This window comes from Flindersiella endophytica (genome assembly GCF_054779015.1).
The window spans coordinates 80,080-103,458 of sequence record NZ_BAAGYY010000031.1 but is presented as its reverse complement, the minus strand read 5'-3'; the positions used below and the strand labels follow the sequence as shown (position 1 = coordinate 103,458).

General features: G+C 63.6%; 22 protein-coding genes. 15 read left to right on the top strand and 7 right to left on the bottom strand.

The window, feature by feature from the left end; all coding sequences use genetic code 11:
- Positions 1-29 precede the first annotated feature (29 nt).
- The 8 genes from ACYVF6_RS36145 to ACYVF6_RS36110 all read left to right on the top strand — a co-directional run bounded on the left by ACYVF6_RS36145 (position 30) and on the right by ACYVF6_RS36110 (position 6,258).
- A complete protein-coding gene (locus ACYVF6_RS36145) occupies positions 30-530 on the top strand; it encodes a hypothetical protein (protein ID WP_460528149.1) in 501 nt (166 codons plus the stop codon).
- Entirely contained in the window at positions 527-790 is a 264-nt protein-coding gene (locus ACYVF6_RS36140; RefSeq protein ID WP_460528147.1) for a hypothetical protein, read from the top strand. The genes ACYVF6_RS36145 and ACYVF6_RS36140 overlap by 4 nt, the downstream gene beginning before the upstream one ends.
- A gap of 53 nt (positions 791-843) precedes the next feature.
- Entirely contained in the window at positions 844-1,170 is a 327-nt protein-coding gene (locus ACYVF6_RS36135) for a DUF3846 domain-containing protein (RefSeq protein ID WP_460528145.1), read from the top strand.
- Positions 1,171-1,192: 22 nt separating this feature from the next.
- Positions 1,193-1,414, top strand: coding sequence for a hypothetical protein (locus ACYVF6_RS36130; protein WP_460528143.1), 222 nt, complete (start codon positions 1,193-1,195; stop codon positions 1,412-1,414).
- A 200-nt stretch (positions 1,415-1,614) separates the two neighbouring features.
- Entirely contained in the window at positions 1,615-2,346 is a 732-nt protein-coding gene (locus ACYVF6_RS36125; protein ID WP_460528141.1) for an O-methyltransferase, read from the top strand.
- Between the two features lie 77 nt (positions 2,347-2,423).
- Positions 2,424-2,846, top strand: a complete 423-nt coding sequence (locus ACYVF6_RS36120) for a helix-turn-helix domain-containing protein (RefSeq protein WP_460528139.1) — start codon at positions 2,424-2,426, stop codon at positions 2,844-2,846.
- A gap of 58 nt (positions 2,847-2,904) precedes the next feature.
- Positions 2,905-5,019: a helicase associated domain-containing protein gene (locus ACYVF6_RS36115; protein ID WP_460528137.1), complete on the top strand. Its 2,115-nt coding sequence runs from the start codon at positions 2,905-2,907 to the stop codon at positions 5,017-5,019.
- A gap of 378 nt (positions 5,020-5,397) precedes the next feature.
- The gene (locus ACYVF6_RS36110; RefSeq protein WP_460528135.1) at positions 5,398-6,258 is read left to right on the top strand and encodes a hypothetical protein; all 861 of its coding nucleotides are present in this window, start codon (positions 5,398-5,400) and stop codon (positions 6,256-6,258) included.
- Here ACYVF6_RS36110 and ACYVF6_RS36105 read toward each other — a convergent pair.
- A complete protein-coding gene (locus ACYVF6_RS36105) occupies positions 6,233-6,568 on the bottom strand; it encodes a hypothetical protein (protein ID WP_460528133.1) in 336 nt (111 codons plus the stop codon). The genes ACYVF6_RS36110 and ACYVF6_RS36105 overlap by 26 nt on opposite strands.
- Positions 6,569-6,798: 230 nt before the next feature.
- Here ACYVF6_RS36105 and ACYVF6_RS36100 point away from each other — a divergent pair, with 230 nt between their 5' ends.
- On the top strand, positions 6,799-7,713 hold the full coding sequence (locus tag ACYVF6_RS36100) for a hypothetical protein (protein WP_460528131.1): 915 nt from the start codon (positions 6,799-6,801) through the stop codon (positions 7,711-7,713).
- Between the two features lie 42 nt (positions 7,714-7,755).
- Here ACYVF6_RS36100 and ACYVF6_RS36095 read toward each other — a convergent pair whose 3' ends face one another.
- From ACYVF6_RS36095 to ACYVF6_RS36080, 4 genes are all read right to left on the bottom strand, one after another.
- Positions 7,756-8,154 (bottom strand): type II toxin-antitoxin system PemK/MazF family toxin, encoded by a 399-nt coding sequence (locus ACYVF6_RS36095; RefSeq protein ID WP_460528129.1) that lies wholly within the window; start codon positions 8,152-8,154, stop codon positions 7,756-7,758.
- Complete coding sequence (locus ACYVF6_RS36090) at positions 8,154-8,702, bottom strand: Panacea domain-containing protein (RefSeq protein WP_460528127.1); 549 nt, start codon at positions 8,700-8,702, stop codon at positions 8,154-8,156. The genes ACYVF6_RS36095 and ACYVF6_RS36090 overlap by 1 nt, the downstream gene beginning before the upstream one ends.
- Before the next feature lie 1,091 nt (positions 8,703-9,793).
- Complete coding sequence (locus tag ACYVF6_RS36085) at positions 9,794-13,960, bottom strand: CHAT domain-containing protein (protein WP_460528125.1); 4,167 nt, start codon at positions 13,958-13,960, stop codon at positions 9,794-9,796.
- Positions 13,961-14,016: 56 nt separating this feature from the next.
- Positions 14,017-14,763: a hypothetical protein gene (locus ACYVF6_RS36080; RefSeq protein ID WP_460528123.1), complete on the bottom strand. Its 747-nt coding sequence runs from the start codon at positions 14,761-14,763 to the stop codon at positions 14,017-14,019.
- Between the two features lie 858 nt (positions 14,764-15,621).
- Here ACYVF6_RS36080 and ACYVF6_RS36075 point away from each other — a divergent pair.
- From ACYVF6_RS36075 to ACYVF6_RS36055, 5 genes are all read left to right on the top strand, one after another.
- Entirely contained in the window at positions 15,622-16,554 is a 933-nt protein-coding gene (locus ACYVF6_RS36075; RefSeq protein ID WP_460528121.1) for a hypothetical protein, read from the top strand.
- 193 nt (positions 16,555-16,747) lie between these two features.
- Positions 16,748-16,993: a hypothetical protein gene (locus ACYVF6_RS36070; protein WP_460528118.1), complete on the top strand. Its 246-nt coding sequence runs from the start codon at positions 16,748-16,750 to the stop codon at positions 16,991-16,993.
- Positions 16,994-17,143: 150 nt separating this feature from the next.
- Complete coding sequence (locus tag ACYVF6_RS36065) at positions 17,144-17,896, top strand: NPCBM/NEW2 domain-containing protein (protein ID WP_460528116.1); 753 nt, start codon at positions 17,144-17,146, stop codon at positions 17,894-17,896.
- Positions 17,897-18,083: 187 nt separating this feature from the next.
- Positions 18,084-18,635 (top strand): hypothetical protein, encoded by a 552-nt coding sequence (locus ACYVF6_RS36060; RefSeq protein ID WP_460528114.1) that lies wholly within the window; start codon positions 18,084-18,086, stop codon positions 18,633-18,635.
- A 653-nt stretch (positions 18,636-19,288) separates the two neighbouring features.
- Positions 19,289-19,534, top strand: coding sequence for a hypothetical protein (locus ACYVF6_RS36055; protein WP_460528112.1), 246 nt, complete (start codon positions 19,289-19,291; stop codon positions 19,532-19,534).
- Positions 19,535-20,182: 648 nt separating this feature from the next.
- Here the strand turns inward: ACYVF6_RS36055 and ACYVF6_RS36050 are convergent.
- Both ACYVF6_RS36050 and ACYVF6_RS36045 read right to left on the bottom strand, forming a co-directional pair.
- Complete coding sequence (locus ACYVF6_RS36050; RefSeq protein ID WP_460528110.1) at positions 20,183-21,082, bottom strand: hypothetical protein; 900 nt, start codon at positions 21,080-21,082, stop codon at positions 20,183-20,185.
- Positions 21,083-21,718: 636 nt separating this feature from the next.
- Positions 21,719-22,156 (bottom strand): hypothetical protein, encoded by a 438-nt coding sequence (locus ACYVF6_RS36045; RefSeq protein ID WP_460528108.1) that lies wholly within the window; start codon positions 22,154-22,156, stop codon positions 21,719-21,721.
- 857 nt (positions 22,157-23,013) lie between these two features.
- On the opposite strand from ACYVF6_RS36045, the gene ACYVF6_RS36040 reads away from it, so the two are divergent.
- Positions 23,014-23,328 (top strand): ATP-binding protein, encoded by a 315-nt coding sequence (locus ACYVF6_RS36040; RefSeq protein WP_460528106.1) that lies wholly within the window; start codon positions 23,014-23,016, stop codon positions 23,326-23,328.
- Positions 23,329-23,379 lie beyond the last annotated feature (51 nt).

The following is a 23,379-nucleotide window of genomic DNA, read 5'->3' as shown; positions in this document are numbered from 1 at the left end:
GCACAGCTAGGAAGCGAGGTGACGAAGCCATGACGACGACAGTGACGCTGGAGCCAAAGCAGGTATGGGAATCCGTACCCGGTTATGTGCCGCAGTGGTGGTCGCGCACGCAGCTCGACGAGATAGCCGAGCGAATCCCACATCTCCACCGCCGCTCGCCGGCTGTGGCTGCATTCGACATGCCGGAGTGCCTGTTCGACGGTCAGCCGTGGCCATGCCGCTCGGAGCGTTGGCGTCGGCAACGCGAAGCCAATTGGCTGACATCGCCCCTACGCATTCGTCTCGTTCGTCGCTCCCTGATTCGGCTGGCAGCCCTGGCGATGCTGTGCTTGCCGCTGCTCAGCGCCGGAGGCGCACCGCAACAGGATGTTCCGGCTCGTGGATCATCGGCGCGCGAGCTGAGCTTGCCGGAACATAACTCCTTTCCGGCGACCGCGCCCGTGAAAACGGTTCTGGAGCAGGTCGAGTTGCGCCACGACCGCGCGGCGATAGTGCAGTTGGGCTTGTTTCGGCGAGGTGAGCGGTCATGACTACTCAACCCACCAGCCTCAGCTCGTACGCCTCTCGCAAGCAGCGAATCCTGGACAAGATCTCCGCCCTGCAGTCGCAGATGTACCTCGCAGGTAACGAGGTGCTCGGCTGGAGCTTCCGCAACGAGCTGCTGGAGCTGGTGGAACGGCTGCCCAAGCGCGATCAGGCCGCTTGGCGGCAGGAACACCTAGAGCAGCTCAACACGGTCGCCGGCCCGCCGCCAGGACTGGTACCGCCTCAGTCGGACGGCTCTGTGTGACGTTGAGCCAACCGCCGACCTTCAGCCCACGACCACCGAGACCGAGACGAACCGTGCACGCACTGGTCATTCCGCCGCAACCGCAAGCTCCAGGTATCCGCCAGATCTCACCCTGGCCCGACGTCGTGTCGCTCCGGGAGCTGGTCGGCGGCTACGTCGACATTCGCTACGACATCGAAGACGGCTGGCACTTGTACTGCATCGAACGCGGCCAGCAGACGCACTTGACGCTCAATCTCAAGGCCACCGAGCTGGTGCGCCAGACCGACCAGCAGAGCCTGCCGGTGTACGGCACGGCAGTCGTGGTTGGCACCGGCGCCGGTGGCGCGGACATCGACGTCCCCGAAGACCTGACGCTCCGCGTCCTTGGCCACTCCTGACACTCCGCAAGAAGGACCCCGCATGACGATCGACCCCATTGACGAGAACCTCCCGCCGCTCATCATCGCTAACGATAAAGACGTCTATCTGTTGCTCGACGAGTCGCCAGACAACGTGAAGGTGGTCTTGCCGCTCGACCTGGCCACCGACTTGCTGCGGACCTGTCGCGAGACGGACGTCGAGCTATCCGACGCTGTACGCGAAGCCCTTCGACAATGGTGCAAACGCCCTGCGTGCGATTGACCGGCTTGGTGCGCGTCGGCCCTCGATCTCCGACGCCGCACCGCCCGAGGCTCGCTCACTCCGAGAGGTGCGTCATTTCGTCCCTTCGCCCGGGCGACGGCGCACTTGTAGCGGGCCTCAACGGGAGCGGCCGGAGTCTCCCCGTGGCTCCGGCCGCTCCTTACTCACCAGATAAGTCGCGACTCGCGAAGGCAGGCATCATGAATCAGGCGTTGTGGACAGCCATTGACGATTACTTCGGACACATGCTCATGCCGCCAGACCCGGCCTTGGACCTGGCACTCAAGGCCGGGCGAAAGGCCGGCCTGCCTCTGTCTCACGCCATCTCGCCGAGCCAGGGGCGGTTCCTCCAACTGTTGGTCAGCATCAAGCGGCCTGCGAACGTGCTCGAGATCGGCACGCTGTTCGGCTACAGCACTATTTGGCTGGCCCGCGGCCTGGGCAGTGCCGGCCGCATCTTGAGCCTGGAGCTACACGAGGAACGTGCCGAGATCGCCCGCGGCATCTTCGCTGACACCGGACTGGACGACATCATCGAGGTGCGCACCGGTCCGGCAGCTGACAGCTTGCGCGAGCTGGTCAAGCAGCAGGATCGGCAGTTTGACTTCATCTTCATTGACGCCGACAAGCCGAACAACCCGGCTTACTTCCGCTGGACGCTGGAACTGGCAGCATCGAACGCGGTGATCGTCTTCGACAATCAGGTGCGACAGGGCGCCATCCTCGACCCCAACAACCACCATCCTTCGGTGCAGTGCGTGCGCGAGCTCGTGAGAGCGCTACACAACGAGCCGCGCGTACGAGCGGGGGCTGTCCAAACCGTCAGTAGCAAGGGGCATGACGGGTTCATCCTGGCTCAAGTTAAGTCCTCCGTCGGACGCCACCACTCGGCAACGGATGTCGTTGGCCCTCGATCTCTCAGACGACAGTGAATTTGCGACCTGGTTGACATGTGGCCAGGGTCGCCGGACTGTCACTCGTCCCACGCGTAACGACAAGGAACCTTCTCATGTCCCAGGAACCGCCTCTGGCCGACTCAACAACCAGTGAATGCATTGATCCGGCAATGCCAGGAACCAGCGAGTCGCCGTTGCTGGAGCTTGCGCCTTGGGAAATTCAGCTGCTGGAGCTGGTTGTTTGTGGCTACGCCAATGAAGCAGCGGCTCGACAGCTGGAGGTGTCTGCTCGGACGGTGCGCCGACGCATCCAACACTGGTGCGATCGTGTTGGGGTCGGCTGCGTCACCCAGCTTGCGGCTTGGGCTGTTGAGGTCGAGCTGATCCGGTCGCCCGTCTCGCGATCCCACATCTGTATTGCGTTTACTCACGATCTGGTGCAGATCTGGGGCGATCGGCTCGACCAGCGCCATGCTCGCATCGCCCGCTTCGGACTATTTCCGATGCGCGTGCGAACCGACTCGGATACCGACTAACCGCGGCTTCGCGGACTCTTCGAGTTTCTCCATTCCATACAAACCGGGAGGGGCATCAGTGGGGCGTGTTCGTGTAGGCAGTACGGGGCAGCGCGCGTTGTGGCCGCACCAGGAGGAAGCGGTCAAGGCCGTGGTGGCTGAGATCGCGCTGCAGGGCCGCTGCCGGGTCACGATGGCTTGCGGCACGGGCAAGACCACGGTGGGTGCGGCCGTGTCGGCGCAGGTGGCCAGCGCGGGCCGGGTACTAATCCTGGTTCCGACCTTGGAGCTGTTGGCGCAGACGGCCAAGGAGTACGTCGCCTACTTGGGCGATGAGGTCGGCACGCTGGGCGCGGTGTGTTCCGACGACACCGCCACGGTCGAGGCGCACCGGCTGCGCGAGCAGCTGGACGAGCTGCACGTCGGCTCCACCACCAAGCCGCACGAGGTCGCTGCCTGGACGCGACGCCGCGGCCGGGTCACCGTGCTGTGCACCTACAAGTCACTGCCGGTGCTGGTGGCCGCACATCGCCAGAAGGCGTACCGCTGGGACCTGCTGATCGCTGATGAGGCCCATCGCACCGCTGGCCGGGTTGATCGGGCCTGGCACGTCGTCCACGACGACGCGGCGATCCCGGCGCGCCGGCGGCTGTACATGACCGCCACACCGCGGATCGTGGAGACCGGCGAGTTCGAGGTCACCAGCATGGACGACCCGGCCGTCTTCGGGCCCGAGGTCTTCCAGCTGACCTTCGCCCAGGCGATCAACGACGGCCTGCTGGCCGACTACCAGGTCCTGGTAACCACCATGACCCAAACCGAACTCCTCGAACCCGATGCAGTGGTCAACGCCGGAGGACCAGCCGTGCCGCTGCAGATGCTGGTCGCCCAGCTCGCGCTGCTGCAGGCTGCCGCCGACCACGGGGTGCGCCGGGCGATCTCCTTCCACCACCGCGTGGCCTCGGCTCGCCGCTTCGCCGAGACCCTGCCGAACACCGCCAATCTCCTCCCAGTCCGTAAACGCCCGCGACGCTTGTACGCGGCCGCGGTCGACGGCACCATGCACGCCGACGACCGACGCGCCATCCTGTCCCACCTGAACAAGCCGGCCGGGCGCCTGGTCGTGGTGTCCAACGCCCGCGTCCTCGGGGAAGGTGTCGACGTGCCCGAGCTGGACGCGGTGCTGTTCGCCGACCCGCGTGACTCCGCCACCGACGTCGTGCAAGCAATCGGGCGGGCGCTGCGACGCGGACAGTCCGCCGGCAAGACCGCCAGCATCATCATCCCGATCCTGCTCAACGACACCGAAACCCCAGACGCCGCCTTGAACACCTCAGCCTGGGACGTCCTCTACCGAGTGCTGCGCGCCCTGCGAGCCCACGACGAACGACTGGCCGACTGGCTCGACACCCACCGCGCCCGCGTCACCGCCTTCGACGTAGCGCAGCCAGGTACACGACAAGCCCACCAGCTGCCGCCCTGGCTGCAGCTCACCGGCCAACGCGTCGACCGGAAGTTCGCCGCCGCGGTCGCGCTGCGCGTCTTGGAGCGCACCACCTCACCCTGGCTGGGTGGGCTGGCCGCCGCCACCGAGTACCACGCCGAGCACGGCGACCTGCGCGTCCCGCCCACCTACGTCACGCCCGGCGGGATGAAGCTCGGCATTTGGGTGATCAACCAGCGGGACCGCAAACGCCAAGGCACCCTCACCGACGCCCAGATCGCCGAGCTCGACGCGCTGAACATGACCTGGAACGCCGTCGACGCCGCCCGCGACGAATGGCTCATCCGGGCCCGTGCCTACCGCAAGCAGCACGGTGACCTGCGCGTACCGGTCAAGTACGTCAGCCCGGACGGCGCAAAGCTCGGCGTCTGGATCTGCACCCAACGCGACCGTAAAGGCAACCTCACGCCCGAGCAGATCGCCGAGCTCGACGCCCTCGGCATGGTCTGGGACGCAATCGAACACGGACGCGCCAAGTGGATCGCCGCCCTCAAGCAGTACCGAGCCACCTACGGGCACGTCCGCGTCCCGTCCTCGTACGTCGCACCAGACGGCACCAAACTCGGCGGCTGGATCGCCGGGCAACGCCACCGCAAACGCGGCGGCAAACTGACCAAAGCACAGATCGCGGAGCTGGAGGCATTCGGGATGGTCTGGGGCCGGGATGAACCGGCGAGGAAGAGAGGATGACATCTCACGAGCGGCTGTCGAGTGCCGTGCTCGGCGAACTCGCAAGCCCCTGGCACCTACCTGTCAGTAACCTCTACGGCACGAGCCCGCCCGACCAAAGTGGGTCCTCCCGCAGAACAAATGGTCTGACCAGCACTGATTCCCGGACGATTTGTCGGAATGGTTCTACGCAGCGCAAACGACCCGCGTCGAGCGTGATCAATGTCACAGCTTTCCAATTTCCGCAGCTAGGAGCATGATCGCTAAGGGCTACAAGCGCTTTCCGGTACGTAGCAGCACGGATAGTATCACAACAACTTCGATTAGTGACCGAAATGCCCGATTCTCGACTCGGCGTGGCGAGACGACGGGGGGCGCCTCCCGGTATGGTCTGCCCCCATGACCGATAGCGTTCAGCCTTCCACTACGCGTCCCAAGCGGCGCAGGTGGGGCTGGCTTGTGCTCTACGCCCTGGCGGCCGTCCCGTATGCGGTCGCCGGCTTGAGCGGTGCCATCACGACGTGGTGGATCAAGGTGCCGCTGCTTGCCATCGGGGCAGCGGCCACCGTCTTCGTCTTCTGGAAGAACGGCACGAACCGGAAGACGCTCGAGGCCGAGACAGTGCGTGCCATCGAGGCTGAGCGAAAGCTCGAAGTAGCCGAGCAGCGCGAGAAGGACGCCGAGAACCTGGCCAAGGAAGACCTGCGTAAGGCGCGAGCGGAAGCGCACGGCGCGCTGAGCTCAAACCTAGACGGGCTAAAACAAGTCGTCGCCGCAACCTCCGACTCTCGTCAGGCGCAGTTGGTTGCTTCGATGAAGGAGATTGTCCTCAACGCTGCGAAGCTTGGCCTGGACGTACGGACGGCGATCTACAGGAACAAGCAACTGGCCTCGGGGCGAGTGCTTCAGCTGGACAAGTGGCGGAATCGCGAGAACGAAAGAACCACCCCGGTCAGGGAGTTTGTTGAAGGCGACAAGCAGGCCGGTGATGACATGTTCAAGATGCTCGACGAGGACACGGATCGATTCGTCGAGGATGTCGATCAGGCGCATCCTGAAGACTGGCAGATCGGCATGAGGAAGGACGCCAAGACCTACATTGCCGTACCTATCGCGACGAGCGAGGCAAAGTTCGGGGTCCTTAGGGTGGATGCTCCTAAGTCGGGAGACCTGACCAGGGAGCAGATTCTGACGCTTCGACTGTTGGCTGATGCATACGCCGTCGCGCTGTCAATTAATGATTGCGACGCCGTTCAGTAGCCGACAGCCCCTTAGCGGCGGCTCGGTGAATCAATGCGACAGCGGCTATTGCCACCTTCCCTAGGGCTACCCACAAATCTCCGACGGAGACAGTTTTTTCGGATGTGGATTCGTTGGGTTCGCGAGCCTCCATAGCAGATTGCCGCAACTCCGCTCGGCGCGCCATCTCGCGCTCGAACCACTCCTCGGTGTCGACCTTCGCCTTTTCCTCGACGCGGTTCCAATAGCCGCCAGGATCCCTTAGCATCTCGTCCGCCAGTGACCCGTTCTTGAACCCTGTCTCCATTTCCGCGCCTTCTTCTGCATACATGTTACCGTCTAGTAAACAACGAAGCGCACTATCGGTCAACGCTGAAAGCTGCCCACAATGCGGTCGCCCCTGTCCGCGCTACAAGATGGTCTCGCCTATGCCCCAAGCCAGTACCTCCAAGCAGCTACCACTGCGTTGGTGTACGAGTAGGCTAATGCAGAGATGTCGCACAGGAGTCTCAATACAGTAACATCCTGTAGTTTCTGGGAGATGATGGGTAGCTAACGGTGGTGGGACGGTCAACGCAGACTGAGGCGGCAGCGACGCTCCTTCGGCGACTGCTGACGCAGCGCGGAGCCTACAGACGGGCGTGGCAGCGCGAGGCCGGCCTCCTCCACGATGACCGCATCAATCACTCCGCAGTGGCCCGGGTGCTAGCTAAGCATCTGTGGCAGGAGGGTGAGGCTGAGGGCGACTACCTTGCCCGTGATCTCAAAGATCGAGTCGCTAGGGCCTTAGCTGGTCAAGTGTTGAGCCCGCGGACACTCCGGCTCTTCATCGAGGCCTTCCACATCGCAGACGAAGACGCTCAACTGCTCTGGTTCTACCTCACCGGCTCGCCCGACGAGCATGCCATCCAGGGCCCTGTCGTCGCCTCTGCCACGCGCCCAGATTCGGTGCCAAAGGCGAAGCACGAGACTCTGACGATGCACGATCTGTGCAGGGTAACTGAGGGCGGAACGTTCCTTCTACGCGTCATTCAGGTGATTCGGGCACTACACGACAATGTGCACCGGGTGCCCTTCCGCTTTGAGGGGGACCTCAAGGCGATCGACGTCCACCGGGGAGGATCCCCTGGCTGGCCACGTCGGGTCAATGATCTTCTAACAGGGGTTGACATCCTCCTGGCCAGGAAGCTTCGTCGCGGCGAGACAGCGGCACTTGAGTACAGCGCTGAGATCGTGCCAGACAGTTTGCGCGCGTGTCAGTACCGTCGAACCATCTTCGGCCGTGTTGAGAACGCGACCATGATCCTTCAGTTCGACGGTGCGCGAGTGCCTCGTCAGATCTCGTGGGCAGTATGGAGTGATCCATTCGATCAACCCATACAGGAGCGGGATCTGTCGAGGGACAGGCCAAACTCAGTGCATCGTCATCTGACCTCAGTCGAGCATGCAGGGTATGGCTTCCGATGGGAGTGGTAGCCAGTGCCCAGGGGCATCTGGAAATGGCGTGCACCTCGAAACCTAGAAGGGTGGCTCCTCGTAGGCCTGCTGATCGACGAGGCCGAGGTACTGAAGAAGTCGGGTCTGCACTTCGACTAGACGGTCGGCGGTGAGCGTCCCCGTCAGGTCCTCAAGGTCTGACTTGAGTAACGGCTGAATGGCCGGGACGCGCACCCAGCATTTCTTGGTGACGCCAGCCTCATTCGCGGCGAGCTTAACGTCAAACCGAGTCCGGAAGCCGGTCGATCCTGAGATGGGACAGCCGGTGACAACAAGCCACCCGGTCTCCGAGTTCGTGCCGGACCCACTAAGTACCAGGAAGCGCCGACGCTCCTCGTGTACCTGTCGAATGGACTCAGGGGGAAGGCTGAGCTTCTCATCGGACACGTAGTAGACGCCACCCGTGACGATCTTCTGCATCAGCTGAGCTCGTCCGTTGCTCGTGCCCGTCCGGGCGCCCACTCAGCCAGCTCGCGCCTAAGCTCGTCAGGGTCGCCGGCGTCGTCCTGTGGCGCTAGCCGATTTGCCGCGGACTGGAAGCGGGCGAGCGTTGCACCGATGTCCGGTACGACGCGACCCTCAAACAGGTCGAGCACTCCTTCGCGAGCGTTCTCTCGCTGAGCCTCCTGCATAGGGGGCGTCTGGTAGGTCAGGTCGCGAAGCGATGAAGCTGCCAAGTGACCGTACTCATCGACTACCTGCGCGATGATCGCCGCGAACTCCTCATCCACCTCAATCGGCTCTGGTCGATGCAGCCTCAATCGGTGCTCCGCACCCCAGTAGTTCTCACAAGTCTCGCGTTGGACGGCGCCGTCTAGGACCAGTTCCTCTTCGACCTGCAGCAGCGCGTTGCTAAACGGTCCGTAGTGGCGCCAGCGCCACTGAATCCCGCTACATGGGCGACCCAGCTCGTCAACGGCTCGCAAGTCAGCCAGATACAGCAGCTTGGCTACCTTTGTGCGGGTCATGCTGGCGCCTTGGGCGCGGGCAGCCGCCAGCAAGGCGACGAACGCCGCTGGCGTACCCCGCCGAGGAAACCCAGGTCTGCCCATTGCCCTCATCGTACGTCGTTCCCCGTGTCAATCTGCGCAGCTTGAGGCCCGCAATGCGCAGAACGTAGCACATTGGCGGATCCGGCTAGCCGTATGTCGAACATGTGTTCGAATCGTACCTGTCGACGTCTGCCTGGGCAACCTCGTGGATATCGCAGGGGTTCGGCCTGCTGTCGAGCTTGGGCTCAGATAGACGTTTGACTCGCTTCCCAAGGGGAGGCTGACCCGCCAGCGGGGCAGTCGGACCGAACCAACTGGGTACTGAGGCCCTCGCACGAGGGCCTCAGCGATCGTCGTCATCCCATCAGTGCGACCAAGAGCAGCAGCGCAACGGCTCCTGCGGCGATCACGCCGCCCAGAAAGCAGATGACATGGATTGCGAGCTCGCGACTCACGGTTACCTCTCTTGTCGGACGGTGGGCGTTGTGGCCCCTTCGTCCCTTCCGAGCTCTCGGTGAGTGTGCGACAGGATCGCTCCAAGCCGGTGTTTGGGCGGAGCTGTGCGGTCCCATGCTCGGTCTCGCCTACCAGGATCCTGTGCAAGGGATTGAGGACCCGCCACGAGGGTGACTGCCGGCGGAGCTCGGATCGAGCCCGGACGCCACCGCAGGTGCGCGAGTCCTTCGTCCCTGCCGATGCCAACGTTCGGCACTGCGCTAATGCTTGTATCGCCAGCAGTCGCCTCCGGCTCGCCCGGACGTATGACCTCGTGACCCGCTCCTGCGCCCTGCTCGACGCCGCGCAACCCGCCGGCGTCGTACTGCTAGCGGCCCTTGGGACCTTCGGACCACTGCGTCGGTGACTAACTACTGCTCCTTCGTCCAGTGGGGCAGACATCCTGTGATCATGGCCTTCGCGCCCACCGCCATCGACCTGGTGCGCTCGCACTGGTGGTGAACGGCGGCATGGCGCTCAATGCGCCGGACGCGATCGGCTGACGGCCTACCCGCGGTTGCTCAAGAAGATCGATACCGCAGTGATCGCTTGCTGCCGTCGCGACGACGTTCTTACCCATCGCTCAGCAGCCGCAACTGGCCATCCTCTGACAGGGGTATCGGCACGTCGAGCGCGGCGTAGATTGTCGCGAGCCCGTCCAGATCAAGGCACTGCAACTCCGGCAGGCCGGTTTGCTGGTAGCCGTACTGCGTGTCACCGAGGATCTCCTTGGCTACTTCCGGCTGGCGGGGGTCCCAGCTGAACAGCACCCGTGCGATTCGGCCCGTTGATCCCGGCGCACCGAGCATTGCCGCGAGAACATGCTCGATGCTGACGACCCGGTGCCGCGCATTGTGGGCGCCTTGGGATGCAGAACGTAGCAGGCTCTGTATGTCAGGCCCGATTGCCGCAGCGGTCACACGTGGAGAGTTCGGGCGTCGCGGGAAGGCGGTCGTTAACAGGGTGTATGGGTACGCCGCCGCCCGCAGGGATAGCCGGCGCCAGCGTGGCAGGTCTTCCTCGAAACCGTGCAGGGCGAGTTCTATGAGCAGGTCTCGCATGGCCAGGGAGCGTCCTGACCGCGCGGCGCGTTTCGCCGCGGCGTCGAGGAGTTGGACCACGCCGCCGTGGACGAGTCGTCGGCGGATCGGGTGGAGCGGGGGTAGAGGACGGGAGTCGGCGAATGCTCCCATGGCTACGTGGCCGGCCCAGTGGATGGGACTGCTTCGTGGGGTGTCTTGCCCGTCAGGCGGCTGGTGGCGGGTGGCGCGCCACGATGCTAGTTGGGTCAGTTGTACTGTACGCAGTCCCTGGGCGAGCGGCTGTTGTTCGATCAGCAGGCGCAGCAGGTGGCGGTCGATGACGTCGAAGTTTTCTTCCCCGCCGATGACGTCGTAGTTTTCCCGGCAGATGGCGTCGATGATGGGGTAACTGGTAACGATCAAGCGGTCGGATCCGGCCCACAGCATGGCTGGTCCTAGGACCAGCCACTCGCCCGCAGCTGCGTTGCGCAGGTCGCCGCTTTCGCAGGCCAGCATCAGGACTACGCGGGGCATGGGAAAGCGGGTGGGCTCTTCGATGAGCCGGCGGGCGGTGAGCAGCTCTGCGGAGGTATGCGGTCTGTCACCCTCTATGGCCGGTCTCAGAAGAAGCCCGCAGCTGGGCGCGGAGTCGTCTGATTCGTCGGTGTGGCAGGCGAAGACCGCGCTGGCCTCGGGGGCTAGCGCTCGCAGCGCGCGCAGACGAGCGGCGAAGTCCTCTACCGAAATGCTCTCGCTCGGGGTGATGATCTCGACGCCCGGAGGCAGGATGTCCAGCAGCAGGGGCGCTGTGGGCAGCGGTTCACGCGTTGCTCCGGCAAGCTCGCTGCCCGGGTCGATCACCGCGAGAGTAAGGGGTGTGCTTGTCGCGGTCCGCGAGCGGGCGCAGACCGCGGCGAGCAGGCCAGCCGGTGGCGCGATCGCCGGAACACACCGCTCGATCAGACGCAGATCGCTCTGAGGATGTTCGGGGACGCCGACGCACGCCCATGGGACGTTGGCGAGTTCGGCTGCGGGGGCGATGGCGAGCCGAAGCGGCTGCGACGTGTGCAGCAGCGCCTCGACCAGGGGTGTAGGAAGCAGGATCCCCATTCGCCGGGAGAGTTCGGTCTCCGCTTCGGGCGGACCGTAGATGAGCGGACTGGTCCCCACCTGATCGTTCAGGTCTTCATCCACGTAATCGTTCCGATTTTCATCGCTGTCGTCCGGATACAAGTCCCGCAGTGCATCTTGCAGATCGCACAGGGCGTCGCCCAGGACGCTGCCTCGGCCCATGGGAAGCACGCCGCCGCTGACCGGTCCGTCGGGCGGAACCAGCGCCCAGAACAACTCGGTGCCGGTCGACCAGGTGCTCCACCACCACGTGCCTGATCCCAGCACGCGGTCTGCCAGGTCTTCCAGGGCATAACTAGGCGGCTGCTCGCCTGGCCGGTACCAATGCGCCTGCTCCAAACAGGATGTCCCCCTCACCCGGATGAACGGGGCGACGTTCCGTGAGGAGGCGACACCGTCCTTGCCTGGCCCTAGTTGCAGCCGCGCTGACTCGATCAGCTCGGCGAGGCTCTGCCAGTCCTGTCCCGCTGTCGCCTCCCGCATTGCGTCCTCGACCGTCCGGCCGAACACGTCCCACCAGTGCCGCCGGTCCCCGCTGTCGGTCAGCTGGTGCCGGACCGCGTTGAGCATTGCGAGGGCCTCGATCCGGCTGAGCATCGCGGTGAGCCGGTACTGCGGCGTGTCGGTCAGTTCGTCAGCCAGTGAGTTAAGGACGCCGGCGGCTTCCACCGGCCGGTTCATTCGCATCAGGTAACCGACAGCGCCCTGCGCAGCGCCGAGCTGGGCGATCGTCTCGGTGTTGGCGCGACCTGCCCGCAACTCGGCGAGGGCCCTGCGGACGATACAGCGCAGATTCTCCAGCACTAGCGGCCTCGACCGACCCAGCACGATGAAACCAGCCGACCCGGCGTCCGGGTCGGGCCGACTCAAGAGCGTGCCCAACCCCGCCAGCATGGACGAGAGCGCAGGGGACGACGACAGCGCGCCTTCGGAGGCCAGCCGCAGCAACCTTACTGCTGGCAGCAGATCCCTGCGCCGCAGCCGTCGCGGTACACCGCGGGCGATCCCGTCGGTGAGGTGTTCGGAGCCGCCTTCACTCAGCAGGGTGAGGCGAGCCCGGGCGACGAGCAACTCATACCACAGCGCGGACGAAACGTCGTCGTATTCGATGGTTCCAAGCGCCGTCAGTGCCTGCCCTGCGGCTTCAGCGTTGGACAGGTCAAGCTCGGCGAGAAAGGTGATCAACATGCATACCTCAGTAGACGCCGGCCCGGCGCTGACCGCGCTCTTGGCCTCGCCAGGGTGGCCGGAGTGCAGCAGGGCCCAGCCGCGCAGTGCAGTGAGCGTGGGATCCGCTGCGGCACCGGCCGTTTGCAGCGAGATCAGCGCGGCGCCCGGACGGCCGATGCGCACCAAGCGACGGGCCTTGAGGTGGGCGCGCCCCCGGCGACTGAGGAACGCACCGATCCCAGGGCCAGCCATCGGCAGTGCGGCAGTCGGCGGCCTGTCGATCCAGGCGATCATGGTACGCGCCGCCGCCCCGCCAGCCCAAGCAGACAGCAACAGCCAGGCCGGTCCGATTTCCAGGCCAAGCGCAAGTGCCGAGGCGATCACGGCGCACAGAGTCCACCGGCGGGCGGCGAAAACCGCAACCATCACATACAGCGGCCAGGTCGGCGAGCCCCCGGCCGTCGCGGCCGACGGCAGCACCCCGAGCACGGCTATGACCTCGAGGCGCAGGCACCGCTGGCGCGCCGTGTAGCCGTCCACGACGGAGATCTGGCGGGCGACGGACTTGCTCACGACCGTCCCTGGGCTGCCCTCCATCCACAGGTAGCGCGATGCGATACGCACCCCTGCGCAGGATGCCGCCTCCAGCAGGAGGTAGAGAACGACGATGACCGATGCTGAAGCCCAGAGCCCCAGGAAGCCGGCGACCGCCACCAGGCAGCCCAGCCACGGCCAGCGGGCTGCAGGCTGTGCGGGAGAGACCTCGTCGCCGAGCGGGAGCCGGGATTCCCGTGCGTCCCGAGTCGAGACCAAGGCTGCGAAGGCCACCGGCCACGCCCATGGGTCGCCGCTTCGCACCGCGATGATCAGCAGGGCGATGAATGCTGCCGCACGCAGACCGAGGTGGATGAGTGTGGCCGCGCGATGCCAGTGTTGAGCCCTCGGGGTGGGCCCATAAATGAGCTCGTTCTCAGCGGAGGATGTCTGCGGCTCGCTGCCGGATTCCTCCAGCCACACCAGGTGCTGGCTTACGATGTCCCCGGAACTCTCAAGGGTGCCTAGTCCGAAAGCGTCGGCCATCGCGTTGATGGCCGTTCCGGACCGGCGGCTGGTGGCTGCCAGAGCCACCGCAATATGCCCAACTCCGACATGCTCGAAGCCGTAGACGCGTGCGACGGTGGCGGCGACCTCCAGAACGTGCGCGAGGTCGTCCGGAGTGAAACAAAGCGCCGGCTGGCTCAGCCCTCGCACCTGCTCGCTTGTGAGAACCACAGCGACCCGGGTCCACTCGTTGGCGGCTGCCAGCTCAAGTGCCGCCACGATGCGGTCACGCTCCGCTACCTGTACCGGCATGTGATCAACGATGCTCAGCAGGCGACGCGCGTTGTCATCGAGAGACCGCACGGTCTGAAGCACGGGAAATCCCTATGGCTGTAGTGAAATGTCGGCTGACACAGCGGCCACACTGCCTCTCAGGCCTCCTCGGCAAAGTCCTCCCAGGATGCAGATCCCAGACGCCACCTTGCCTTTCTCCCTCCCCGGACAATGAGCCCCCGCCTACCGCCGAGGGACCTACGCAGTTTCGCGACGCGGAACAACGGCGTCACACCGCCATCCGGGGAGATCACACTGGTCGCCATGCCTGAAGCGGTGGACGCGGTCAAGGCAGCCGATGCGGCGCCCAGCGCAACCGGTACGGGTGCATAATCGGCCTTGACCTGTACCTGCGCCCGCGCACCGGCCCGATCCGAGACCAGGATGATCGCGGGGCCGGTACGCACCAGTTGGGTCACCACGACGTACTCCTGGCGCCATGTCCCTGCCCGGCGCAGCTCGACCAGCGCTCTCTCCAGCGACGGCAAGTCACTGACATCCTCGGAAGTGCAGCGGACGGCATGGAAGTAGGTCGCCTGTGCGCTCTTGAAGGAGACTGTGAGTTTCAGTTGCGCGCCGCCACCCGCAAGCGCGGGCGCGCCCACGTCGCCATCCAGCGAGACGTCGACCTGTCCGGCGGAGGAGTGGCTGTAATCTGCCGGCTCGCCAGGAGCGCGGGTCGCGAAGTCCACACCGAGGTCGGCCAAAGAGGTCCAACGGTCGAAGCGGAACCCCCGCAGGACACCCACGTCTCCCAACGCGAGCCGGAGATTAGGCGCCCAGGTGGCAAAATAGTGCCACTTCTTATATAGCTCTCTTGTGTACTGCTCGTGGATGGCTCGCATCGTTCCCCTCCGCTCAGCCAGAACCCTTCATCACCGCGCTCGATACATTGCCTCGGCCGTTCCCGATGGAACGGTGCGCGCTGTGCCGGCCGGTCCCAGTAATCGATCCGCACCCGGTGCCTTCGGCGCAGGCCTGACTACGGCATCATCGCCGTTCAGCTCACAGACCATGGCGAATCCGCCACCACCAATCTCAAACTTCCAGTCCTTGCCCAGTCAAAACCGTTCATCCTTCATCAGCCCTTTGCCTCCATCGATCAGCTTCGGTAATGACCACTTGTCGTCAGCCATAGCTGTCGGTTACACGAGGGCACCCGATAGCCGGTTGACCAATCAACCTGTCGTCGCAGCTAGAGTTACAGCCGTGATTCGTGACCTCGGCTGATTCGCCTGTGCTGTAAGACGTCCGACAGTCCGGTGCGTATCCATTGATGACCGTGCGCGGCCCGCCGCGTCATGGCGCGGACTGCCTGGCTGTCCTTCTTCTGATTGCCGGTCTCGCGTAAGACGAGCACAACCCCGATTCCGGGTCCACTCCGCCCCACCCATCCGGGGACCCGGTTCCGCAGTCCGCCCGGTGGCTGCTGAATCCGCCGTAATCCGGCCACGAGTGAACACGCCTACTTCCTGCGTCAAGCCATCACCGAGATCGGCCGCACCAGCCAGGTCACGGTCGCCGGAACCCGCTGGCGAGTCAAAGGGACTTATCCAAGCCGACAAAGGCTTCGCCGCACTTCGCCTTGTCACGTACGCCGTAGCGCTCCGCATGCGGGTGTTCTCCTCAGTGACCAGTAGGTTGAACTAACCATGACGGCGCGTCGCCAACGTCGCTCACACCTGCGGTGGGACACTGCCGGGGTGAAGCAACGGTTCACGCTGCGGGATGTGCCCCGCTGGCTCGTCGAAGCCCTGGTTACCGCGGCAGCCTTCTGGCTGGCCTACAACCCTCTGCGGGGTCGGCCGGAGGCACTGTCTTTGGCATTGACTGCGATGGCGGCCGTCGGTTACACGGCCTTGACGTTTGAGCTCATGCTCCTGGGCCGCCGGCAAGTCCGCGCCCTGACCAGCCAGGTGTCGATGCAGCGCGACGAACTGGAGCAGAGCCGGGCCGCGCTAGAGCAGCAGCGCCAGGAGGCCGCTAGGCAGGCGCAGCACGCCGAGGAGACGCGCGAGGTAGCTCACCGTTCCTTTCTGGAGAGCGTCTACGCTCGATACGACGTATCCTCCCCGCAGGTCTCGATATCCATTCCCGATCGGGCAGTTCATCGTTTCTTTCGGAACGCCGATGGGCCTCCGATACGTCAACTGCCGCAATACATCGAAGGCGACGATCTCGACACGATCAAGCTCACTGTCCGGGTGATGATTGAGCTCTATAACTTCGGTCCGAACGCAGTGCTCATTACCAACGCCGGACGAACAAGCGGAAAGTTTACCGACAGCAACGGCGACCCGTGGCCGCACGTCTGGCTGCTGAAACCAGCATCCGGGCCGTATCGCCTCCCCTTCGAGTGGCGCCTCGACGGCACAGTACGAGACATGCTTCCGATACTTACCCAAACCACACTATTCGGGGTGAATTGCACGTTCGAAGTACGTGACCTGTTCGGCAACGTGACGGACACGCACACCCTGGACTTCCAGTTCACCGCGATCGAACGTGACGGCTCACGCGCAAAGATTCCACCCGATCCCGCACCGATCATTCTGAAGTCGCGCGACGGATGCGACACAGGCGGTGTCGCGACGGTCGTACGGGCTTACCGTGAGCCACCCGAGCCGCGTCCGTGATCGATGGCCAGTCAGTCGGCGCAAGGAACTTCGGCACAAGGGCCTTGCGCAGGCTGACATGATCGGAACCACAGCTGCGTCTGGCTCCAGACCAGGCTCTGTTGAAACGCACCATGTAACCACTCGGGCTGCCGGACGCCTGGTAGGTGAAGCAGTGACTGCGGCAAGCCTTGTCGTCGAGGGGGATCTATCAATGTCCGAGGTCGTCTGGTGCAAGCCGTACAACCCGGAGCTCCACACCGGAGCGGTCGGCGCTGGCGGCGTATGTACCTGGCACGGTGAGCGTCGGCATAGCCAGCGGTGCCCGGAAGCGCCCTACGCCTCGGTGAAGATCCGGGACGCAAGCGGTCGTGAGAGCATCTGGTCTGCCTGTCCTGCGGCGCTGCGGCTGATCTCCGATCAGTACGGCTTTCCGATTCCCTCGGACGACCATAACTGATGCGTGGTCGCCGCGTGGAACGTTGGTCCACTGCTGCAGGTGATTCGATGATCAGAGCATTACGGAACCAACACGCCTATTGTAAGCGCCCGTGGTTCGCAGCAACCGGTGCGTGCTAGCCTGCGACTCGCCACACTCAGGGGAGGGACGATGGGGTTTCGTGCGTGGCTGAAGAGCCAGCCCGAGGGTGTTCGCATCGCTGTCATAGGAGTTATGGGAACAGTTGGTGGGGCACTGATCGGGGTGGCGGGGACAACGGTGAGCGCTATCGCAACGGTCGGAGTCGCCGTCGTTCCCTATCTCTTCGGCGGCATTGGGGTTGACGACAACAAGCCGCCGCTGCCTGGCCCCACCGTCACGGTGACGGTCACGCCAACGAACCTCCCGTCGCCTTCGCCGGGGGATACGCCAGATCGTTCCACGCCAGCCGTACCTTCAGATACAGCCACTTCACAGCCCAATGTCACTTATCTTGCCGACCTTCCCGAAGAATCCGTCATGGCTACGCCAGACCCAATCTCGCTACGAGGCATCCTGTATGCTCACGCGCTTCGATACGGAAGCAAATCCCTGGAAGAAGGACTACACATTCAGGAGGAGATGAGAAAGGATGAGTATTCCTATGACCTTGGTGGAAGTCAATATCATTCATTTGATGCAACTGTAGGGCTTCTGCCGGGCTCGAATGTTGACATCGATGCGATTGTCAAGTTCTCTGTGGCCATCGACGGCGCTACAGTTGCGAGCAAGACCTGCAAGTACTATTCGGCCTGCCCGATCCACGCCGATCTACCTACCGGAAGTCATCTTGTATTAACTATGGAACTCGTCAAATGGAACCCCGACGAGACACGTTACGGCACGAACGCCATGCCTGTTTGGGGCGACCCGCGACTACAATAGTTGATCTGGCGTCCTGAGTCGTTGTCGACGTCGCTCGCATCTGGGCACGTCATCGGCGAACCGACGCGGCCTCCTCCAGACAACGATCGGCGTGCTTGTCTCGTGATCAGGACGAGCGTGCCGGTTGCCGCATGTTCACGCCTCGCTCGCGGAGCCGCTTCCATACAGTGGTCGGGTTCACGTTGACGTGCTCCCCGATGCGGGCGAGTGTCCAGCCGGCCTCGTAAAGCTGCACCACTTCGTCTACCTGTTCGGGTGTCAGGGCACGTCGACGTATGTCGACCCCATGACGGCCGAGGATCTTGCCGACCGTCCGCCGGTTGATCCCGAACCGCTCGGCGAGATGGTAGACGGTCCCGCCTGCTTCCGCAGGAGCGACTCCAGCTTGCTGACCTGCGCCTTTGTGTTGAAGTACCGTCCTCCAGGGGGTCTGGAGCCGCGACGAACCGGCTTGGCAGGGTTTCCTGCGTTGCCCGGTGAGATCGGCGGGCTCGCGGGTAACCTCGTGCGATGGCGCGCGAGACGTTGGACTCGGCTGATCGCCCTGGCCAAGAGGCAAGAGAGGACGATCCGCGGTCTCCATTGCTGGAGGGTGATCCTGCCGGGCAAGGCGTATGTGGATGATCTTCGCCAGCGCGCCGAAGCAGGCGTTGAGGCAGCGGCGGCCGCGTTGGCCGACCTGCCGCGTCGTGTCCCGAAGCTGGCCGAGATTTGGGAGTTGACGCACCGGAACCGGTGAGGGGGCCGGCGTCGGGTTGGCCAGGATTGGTCGCGCTGTGTTAGGGCGGTCAGGTGGCGGGTATGGCGTTGGTGGCACTGAATGCTGGAGGGCACGCCCCAGTCCTCTTCCAGCACAGGGGTCCGGCTCGACCGGGCCTTGTCTGAGCGTGCCGCGCAGACCCCTCCAACGTTCTGCGGCACGCTCATGCCGTCCAGGGCTGGACCTGGGTCATGGGCCGGGCTCGAGGTAGGCATACCGGGGGTGTGCGTCGCCGAGGGTCTGGTGCGGCCGGATGGTGTTGTAGAGCTGGCGGAACAGGTTCGTTTCGACCGCGAGCACGTCGCCATCGGGGATCGCACCGGTACAGATACTCGTACTTCAACGTGCCGAAGAACCGCTCGACCACCCCGTTGGTCTGCGGACTCTTCACCCCCTTTCGGACGCTCCTGCTTGGGACCATGCCAGAAAGTTTGACGCAGTAGAGATGCCTGTGTCGCCAGCAGTCGCCCCCGGCTTAGGCGGACGTCTGGCCTGGTAGCCCGTTCTCGCGCCCTGCTCGACGCGGCGCAACCCCGCCGGCGTCGTCCTGCTGGCGGCCTTGGGACCTTCGGACCGCCACCGGATGACCAACTGCCAGTCCATGGCTGCTCCTGGCCGCACATGCTGGCACCATGACCTTCGCGCCCACCGCACTCGACCTGGTGCTGCTCGCGCTGGTGGCGAACGGCGGTGTGGCGCTCGATACGCCGGACGGCGATCGGCTGACGGCCTACCCGCGGCCGGCCCAGGGCGGCCACTTCGCTCCTGTGCTACGGGAGCGGATGACGCTGCTGGTCAGTGAGGGTCTCGTCGTCGCCGGAGGCTACGGACAAGCACAGCTGAGCCTGTACGGCACCGAGGTGTTGCGCGGGCGCTGATCTGGCTCGCCGGGGTCGGCTCGGTGATAAGTCCGATCGTCGTGCCGGGCCGCGTGCAGCTCGGTTCATTGCGGCACGAGATGAGTGGCAGGGCCCGTCCTGCCGAGCGGGAATGGCTGACCTGGCCCTGCCGACGCATGGCCCCATGATGGATGCGTCGATACCAAGACGACGAGCTTCTTGCCTGGTTACGCCGGTGTTGAGTTCGCTGCGGATGTCGGACTCGAGCTACCGCAGGGCGGGCCAGCCTCGACCAAGGGGGTTGTCTGAGGCTGGCCCTCGCCGGACTCCAGTGCTGAATCAGGGGCTGAGATCTTCGGACCACTGCATGTCCGGCTGAGGATGACGATACGCCGCTCGGACGTAGATGTTGCGGGTTCGGACCAGAACGATGCGGCACGTAGTTTCTCGGGCTCTGACTACGCCTGGCGTATGTCATGAGGGCGGGGCGGTGTCGGTTCGCGATGTGGTCGGGATCGCCGAGCGGAGTGGGAGTAAGGCGAATTGGCTCTTAATGGCTACCGTCGTGGGTACGAGCCTGGAGCGTGAGGGGCGGACGATGGGGACCTTTGCTGAACCCACCTCGGACGTAAGGAGGCTGGGTGCCTCAACCCTGCGAACCGGCCAGGCAGCGATTGTCGCGTAGGCTTACGGGAGGCGTTCCTTATCCTTGCTCCCGCGGTCGCTCAGGAGGTAACCTACCGCGGCAATGGCCAAAAATGCGGCCAGCTCGACGCCAAGGACCACGTCAACCAGGGTGGGGATTGTGATGGAGGACGGTACGAGTACTTGCCGGAGCGGCAGTATAGAAAATAGTGCTACTGCCAGTTCAAGAGATAGGGCTCCATGGTTCGAGAGCGCGTGCCGGCTGATAACTGGAATCAAAAGCAACAGCGGCGCAAGCGACAGGGCCCAGACAAAGGCCTGATCCCCCATCTTCCGGGTCAGCCCAATATGGTGCTCGAAGTCGTACTCTTCGAGCACATTATAATTGCATGAGGTCCACAGGTCGATGTCGACGCCCTCGTGGCCCGTATCGACCTTCTCTACTCCCGTTAACCGCAGCCCCCATCCGAGTACATAGCGATCCATCGGATACGAACGTGCGGTCCCGCGGATCGAAACTGTTACTGTTCGCTCGTAAAGGGAGATGAAAGAATCGACCTGGCGTTCGGGTTCCGGTCGTTGTGTCACAAGTTTGGCGACTACAATATGCATTCTCGTAGGAGTTGGAGTGGTGCTGAACGCGAGGTCAAACGTCGCTTTCGAACGTGCCAGTGAGTCAACTTGGTCGATGTGCGCGGCCAGACGAAGCAGCCCTGTTACCGTACCGCTGCTGAGGTCCACGCTGTCCACTCGAAGCCACGCATAGATGATTGGTCTGTGCGCCGGCGGGTCCGGAGGTGCCAGGGACGCCATGTTGCGATGGCCCAGCAGCCCTGCGACAAGCACTGTCATTATATAGATCATCACGATGGCAACGAGGCCTGCCCGTGCGAAGTGCTGTCGCTTTGGATGAGGAGCATTTCTTTTTACCCATCGTGCCACGCGCTCTCTTCTTCGAGACGTGTGTACTGAGAGTGAAGGCTCGGGGGTAAGGGATGGCGCAGATTCACTCTGACCTACTTTTTGATGACCAATGGCAAGTAGGCTAGTCAGCCACGAACGCGCCCTCTTCAACGCGGTTCGGACATTTCGACTTTTCCACGCTATATGGCGCCAATTGCGAGAAGTACCCTCCGAGCCTTCCTTGCCCATGGCTTCTCCCGGATCACTCTGCTTGCGTTCGACTCTGTAACCGCCTGGCCATAAGATGCCACAAACTGTGGTCAGCGCGCAGCGTAGGGGCATTGTTCATCGAGCCCTCGTTGTGGACTTGGTGGATGGAGGGAGTGCGGTCCGGCGTCTCAGGCGTGGAGCTAGATCGGGCGCGCACCAATGGTGAAGGACCAAAAGTATTCTTATAGAAGTAATGAACCTCGAAAATCTAGACATCAGACCAAGGCTGAAGCCGGGTATGAGTCGCTGGCAGATCCCAACTGTCGAGCCATGTACGCCGCTCGAGCGGCGAGGAGGGAGGCGATTGTGGCAGACGGAATATTCGCACGAGGCAGGTGCTCGTGCCTATTGGAGGCTGCTCCATCCCATCGGTTGACCTCTAGCCGCCCTACGTTGTCGACCGCCTCAGCAGTCGCGACGCGTCGGTATCTCGAACCAGTCCAGTCGAGTCGCGCCAGCGACTTCATCTGCCGTGAATCCGTCATCGTCCAGCCTAGGATCGGCGACGAGCTTTTCAGCTAGGTCGTCTTCGAGGGCTTGGGGCATACTCACCAGGAAGAACCTCGGAGCTATGCCACAGTACTCGGCGTAGCCAATTATGACCTGGTCAACACGCCATTGCCCGTTGGGCTCCAGGTCGAACTTGTCGTCGCGCCAAAAGAAGAAGTTCTTCACTCCCGGATTCTTGGCGTCCGTTGAGTCTTTCGTAAGAGGGTTATCTGTCCTGAGCATCCGGAACGCTTCGCCACTTAGCGGCGCACCTTTTATCGATCCGCTCATGTTAAATACTAGTCTGTGGTCCGGCCTCGGCGTCACGGTGCAGGCAGTGACCTGAATCTCCACGCCGAGGCGCTCCCCTTGCTGAGTGGAGGGCTGCTTCTTATGGCCACATAGGTATGAAGGAAGGTTGACCGGAGTCGGAGTAGGCATTGGAGTCGGAGTGGACGCTGGAGTCGGAGTAGACGTTGGAGTAAATGATGGCGCAACGGTGGTATTCGTCGGCGTGACACTGGCGCTCGGCGGCGGGGTGTCGAAACGTGAAGGTTCGGGGCTTGGGCTTGGTTGGGATCTATCTCTATTGTCCTTGTAGATGTCGAAACCTAGAATTGCAGCTGCTATAAGGAGCGGTATCACCACGCCGCTAAAGAAGGCCAATCGACGATCGATATTCCAGATCTTCGGGGGCGGGCTCTTTTGTTCAGGACCTGACCGATTACTGGTGATTGGTTCGGGCTTAGTGGACTTACCTGATTCGCCGGATACGGCACTCTGGGCCGCTTCTGCCTGCAGTGTCGAAGTTTGACCCCTCCCTCGTAGTCGCCGAGGACTGAACCACCACCGCAGTCGCTGCGTAAGTCCGGAAGTCTTGCGGTGCCTTCGGGACCTACCCGCCCCCGCGCCGTTGAGCTCCTCGCCGTTGTCACCGTCCATGACCCTCCCCGGCCATGCAAGCTTGCGCCCCAGTACGCAAGTGAAGCGGCACCAAGATGCCACATCGAGACGCGTCTGTCACGTCGCCGCGTCTCTAAGTTACGCCAGGGCTGGTCAAACAGCGTGGGCAGCGACGGGACCTTGCCGCCCTTGCAGCTTGAGTTCGCCTCCGGACAGGCACTGATTGAGTGCATGACCCGGCTCGTAGCGGGTATCCGGCGAACCTCGCAAGTCGGCTATAGGGGTTGATGACGTTGAGCCAAGGTGTCTTGGCGCCGCCGCGCACCGGTCTGGAAGCCGCCATCGAGCTTCCGTCACATGCCCGGGCACCCAGCCTGGCCCGCCGTCGGCTGACCAGTCTTCTCACCGTCTGGCAGCTGACTGACAAAGCCGATCACGCCCAGTTGATGCTCTCCGAGCTGGTCAGCAACGCCGTCCGCCATGCCGGCGCCTTCGGCGCAAGCCGGCTCCTGCTCAAGACCACGGAACCCAACGCGCTTTATGTGGCCGTCATCGATAGGTGCCCGCTGCCACCGATCCTGCGGCAGGTCGACGAGCACAGCGAAGGTGGCCGCGGGGGCTAGCGAGCTCGTCGAGGACGTGCTCAGCCCAGAGCGGTCAAGGCGGCAAGATAC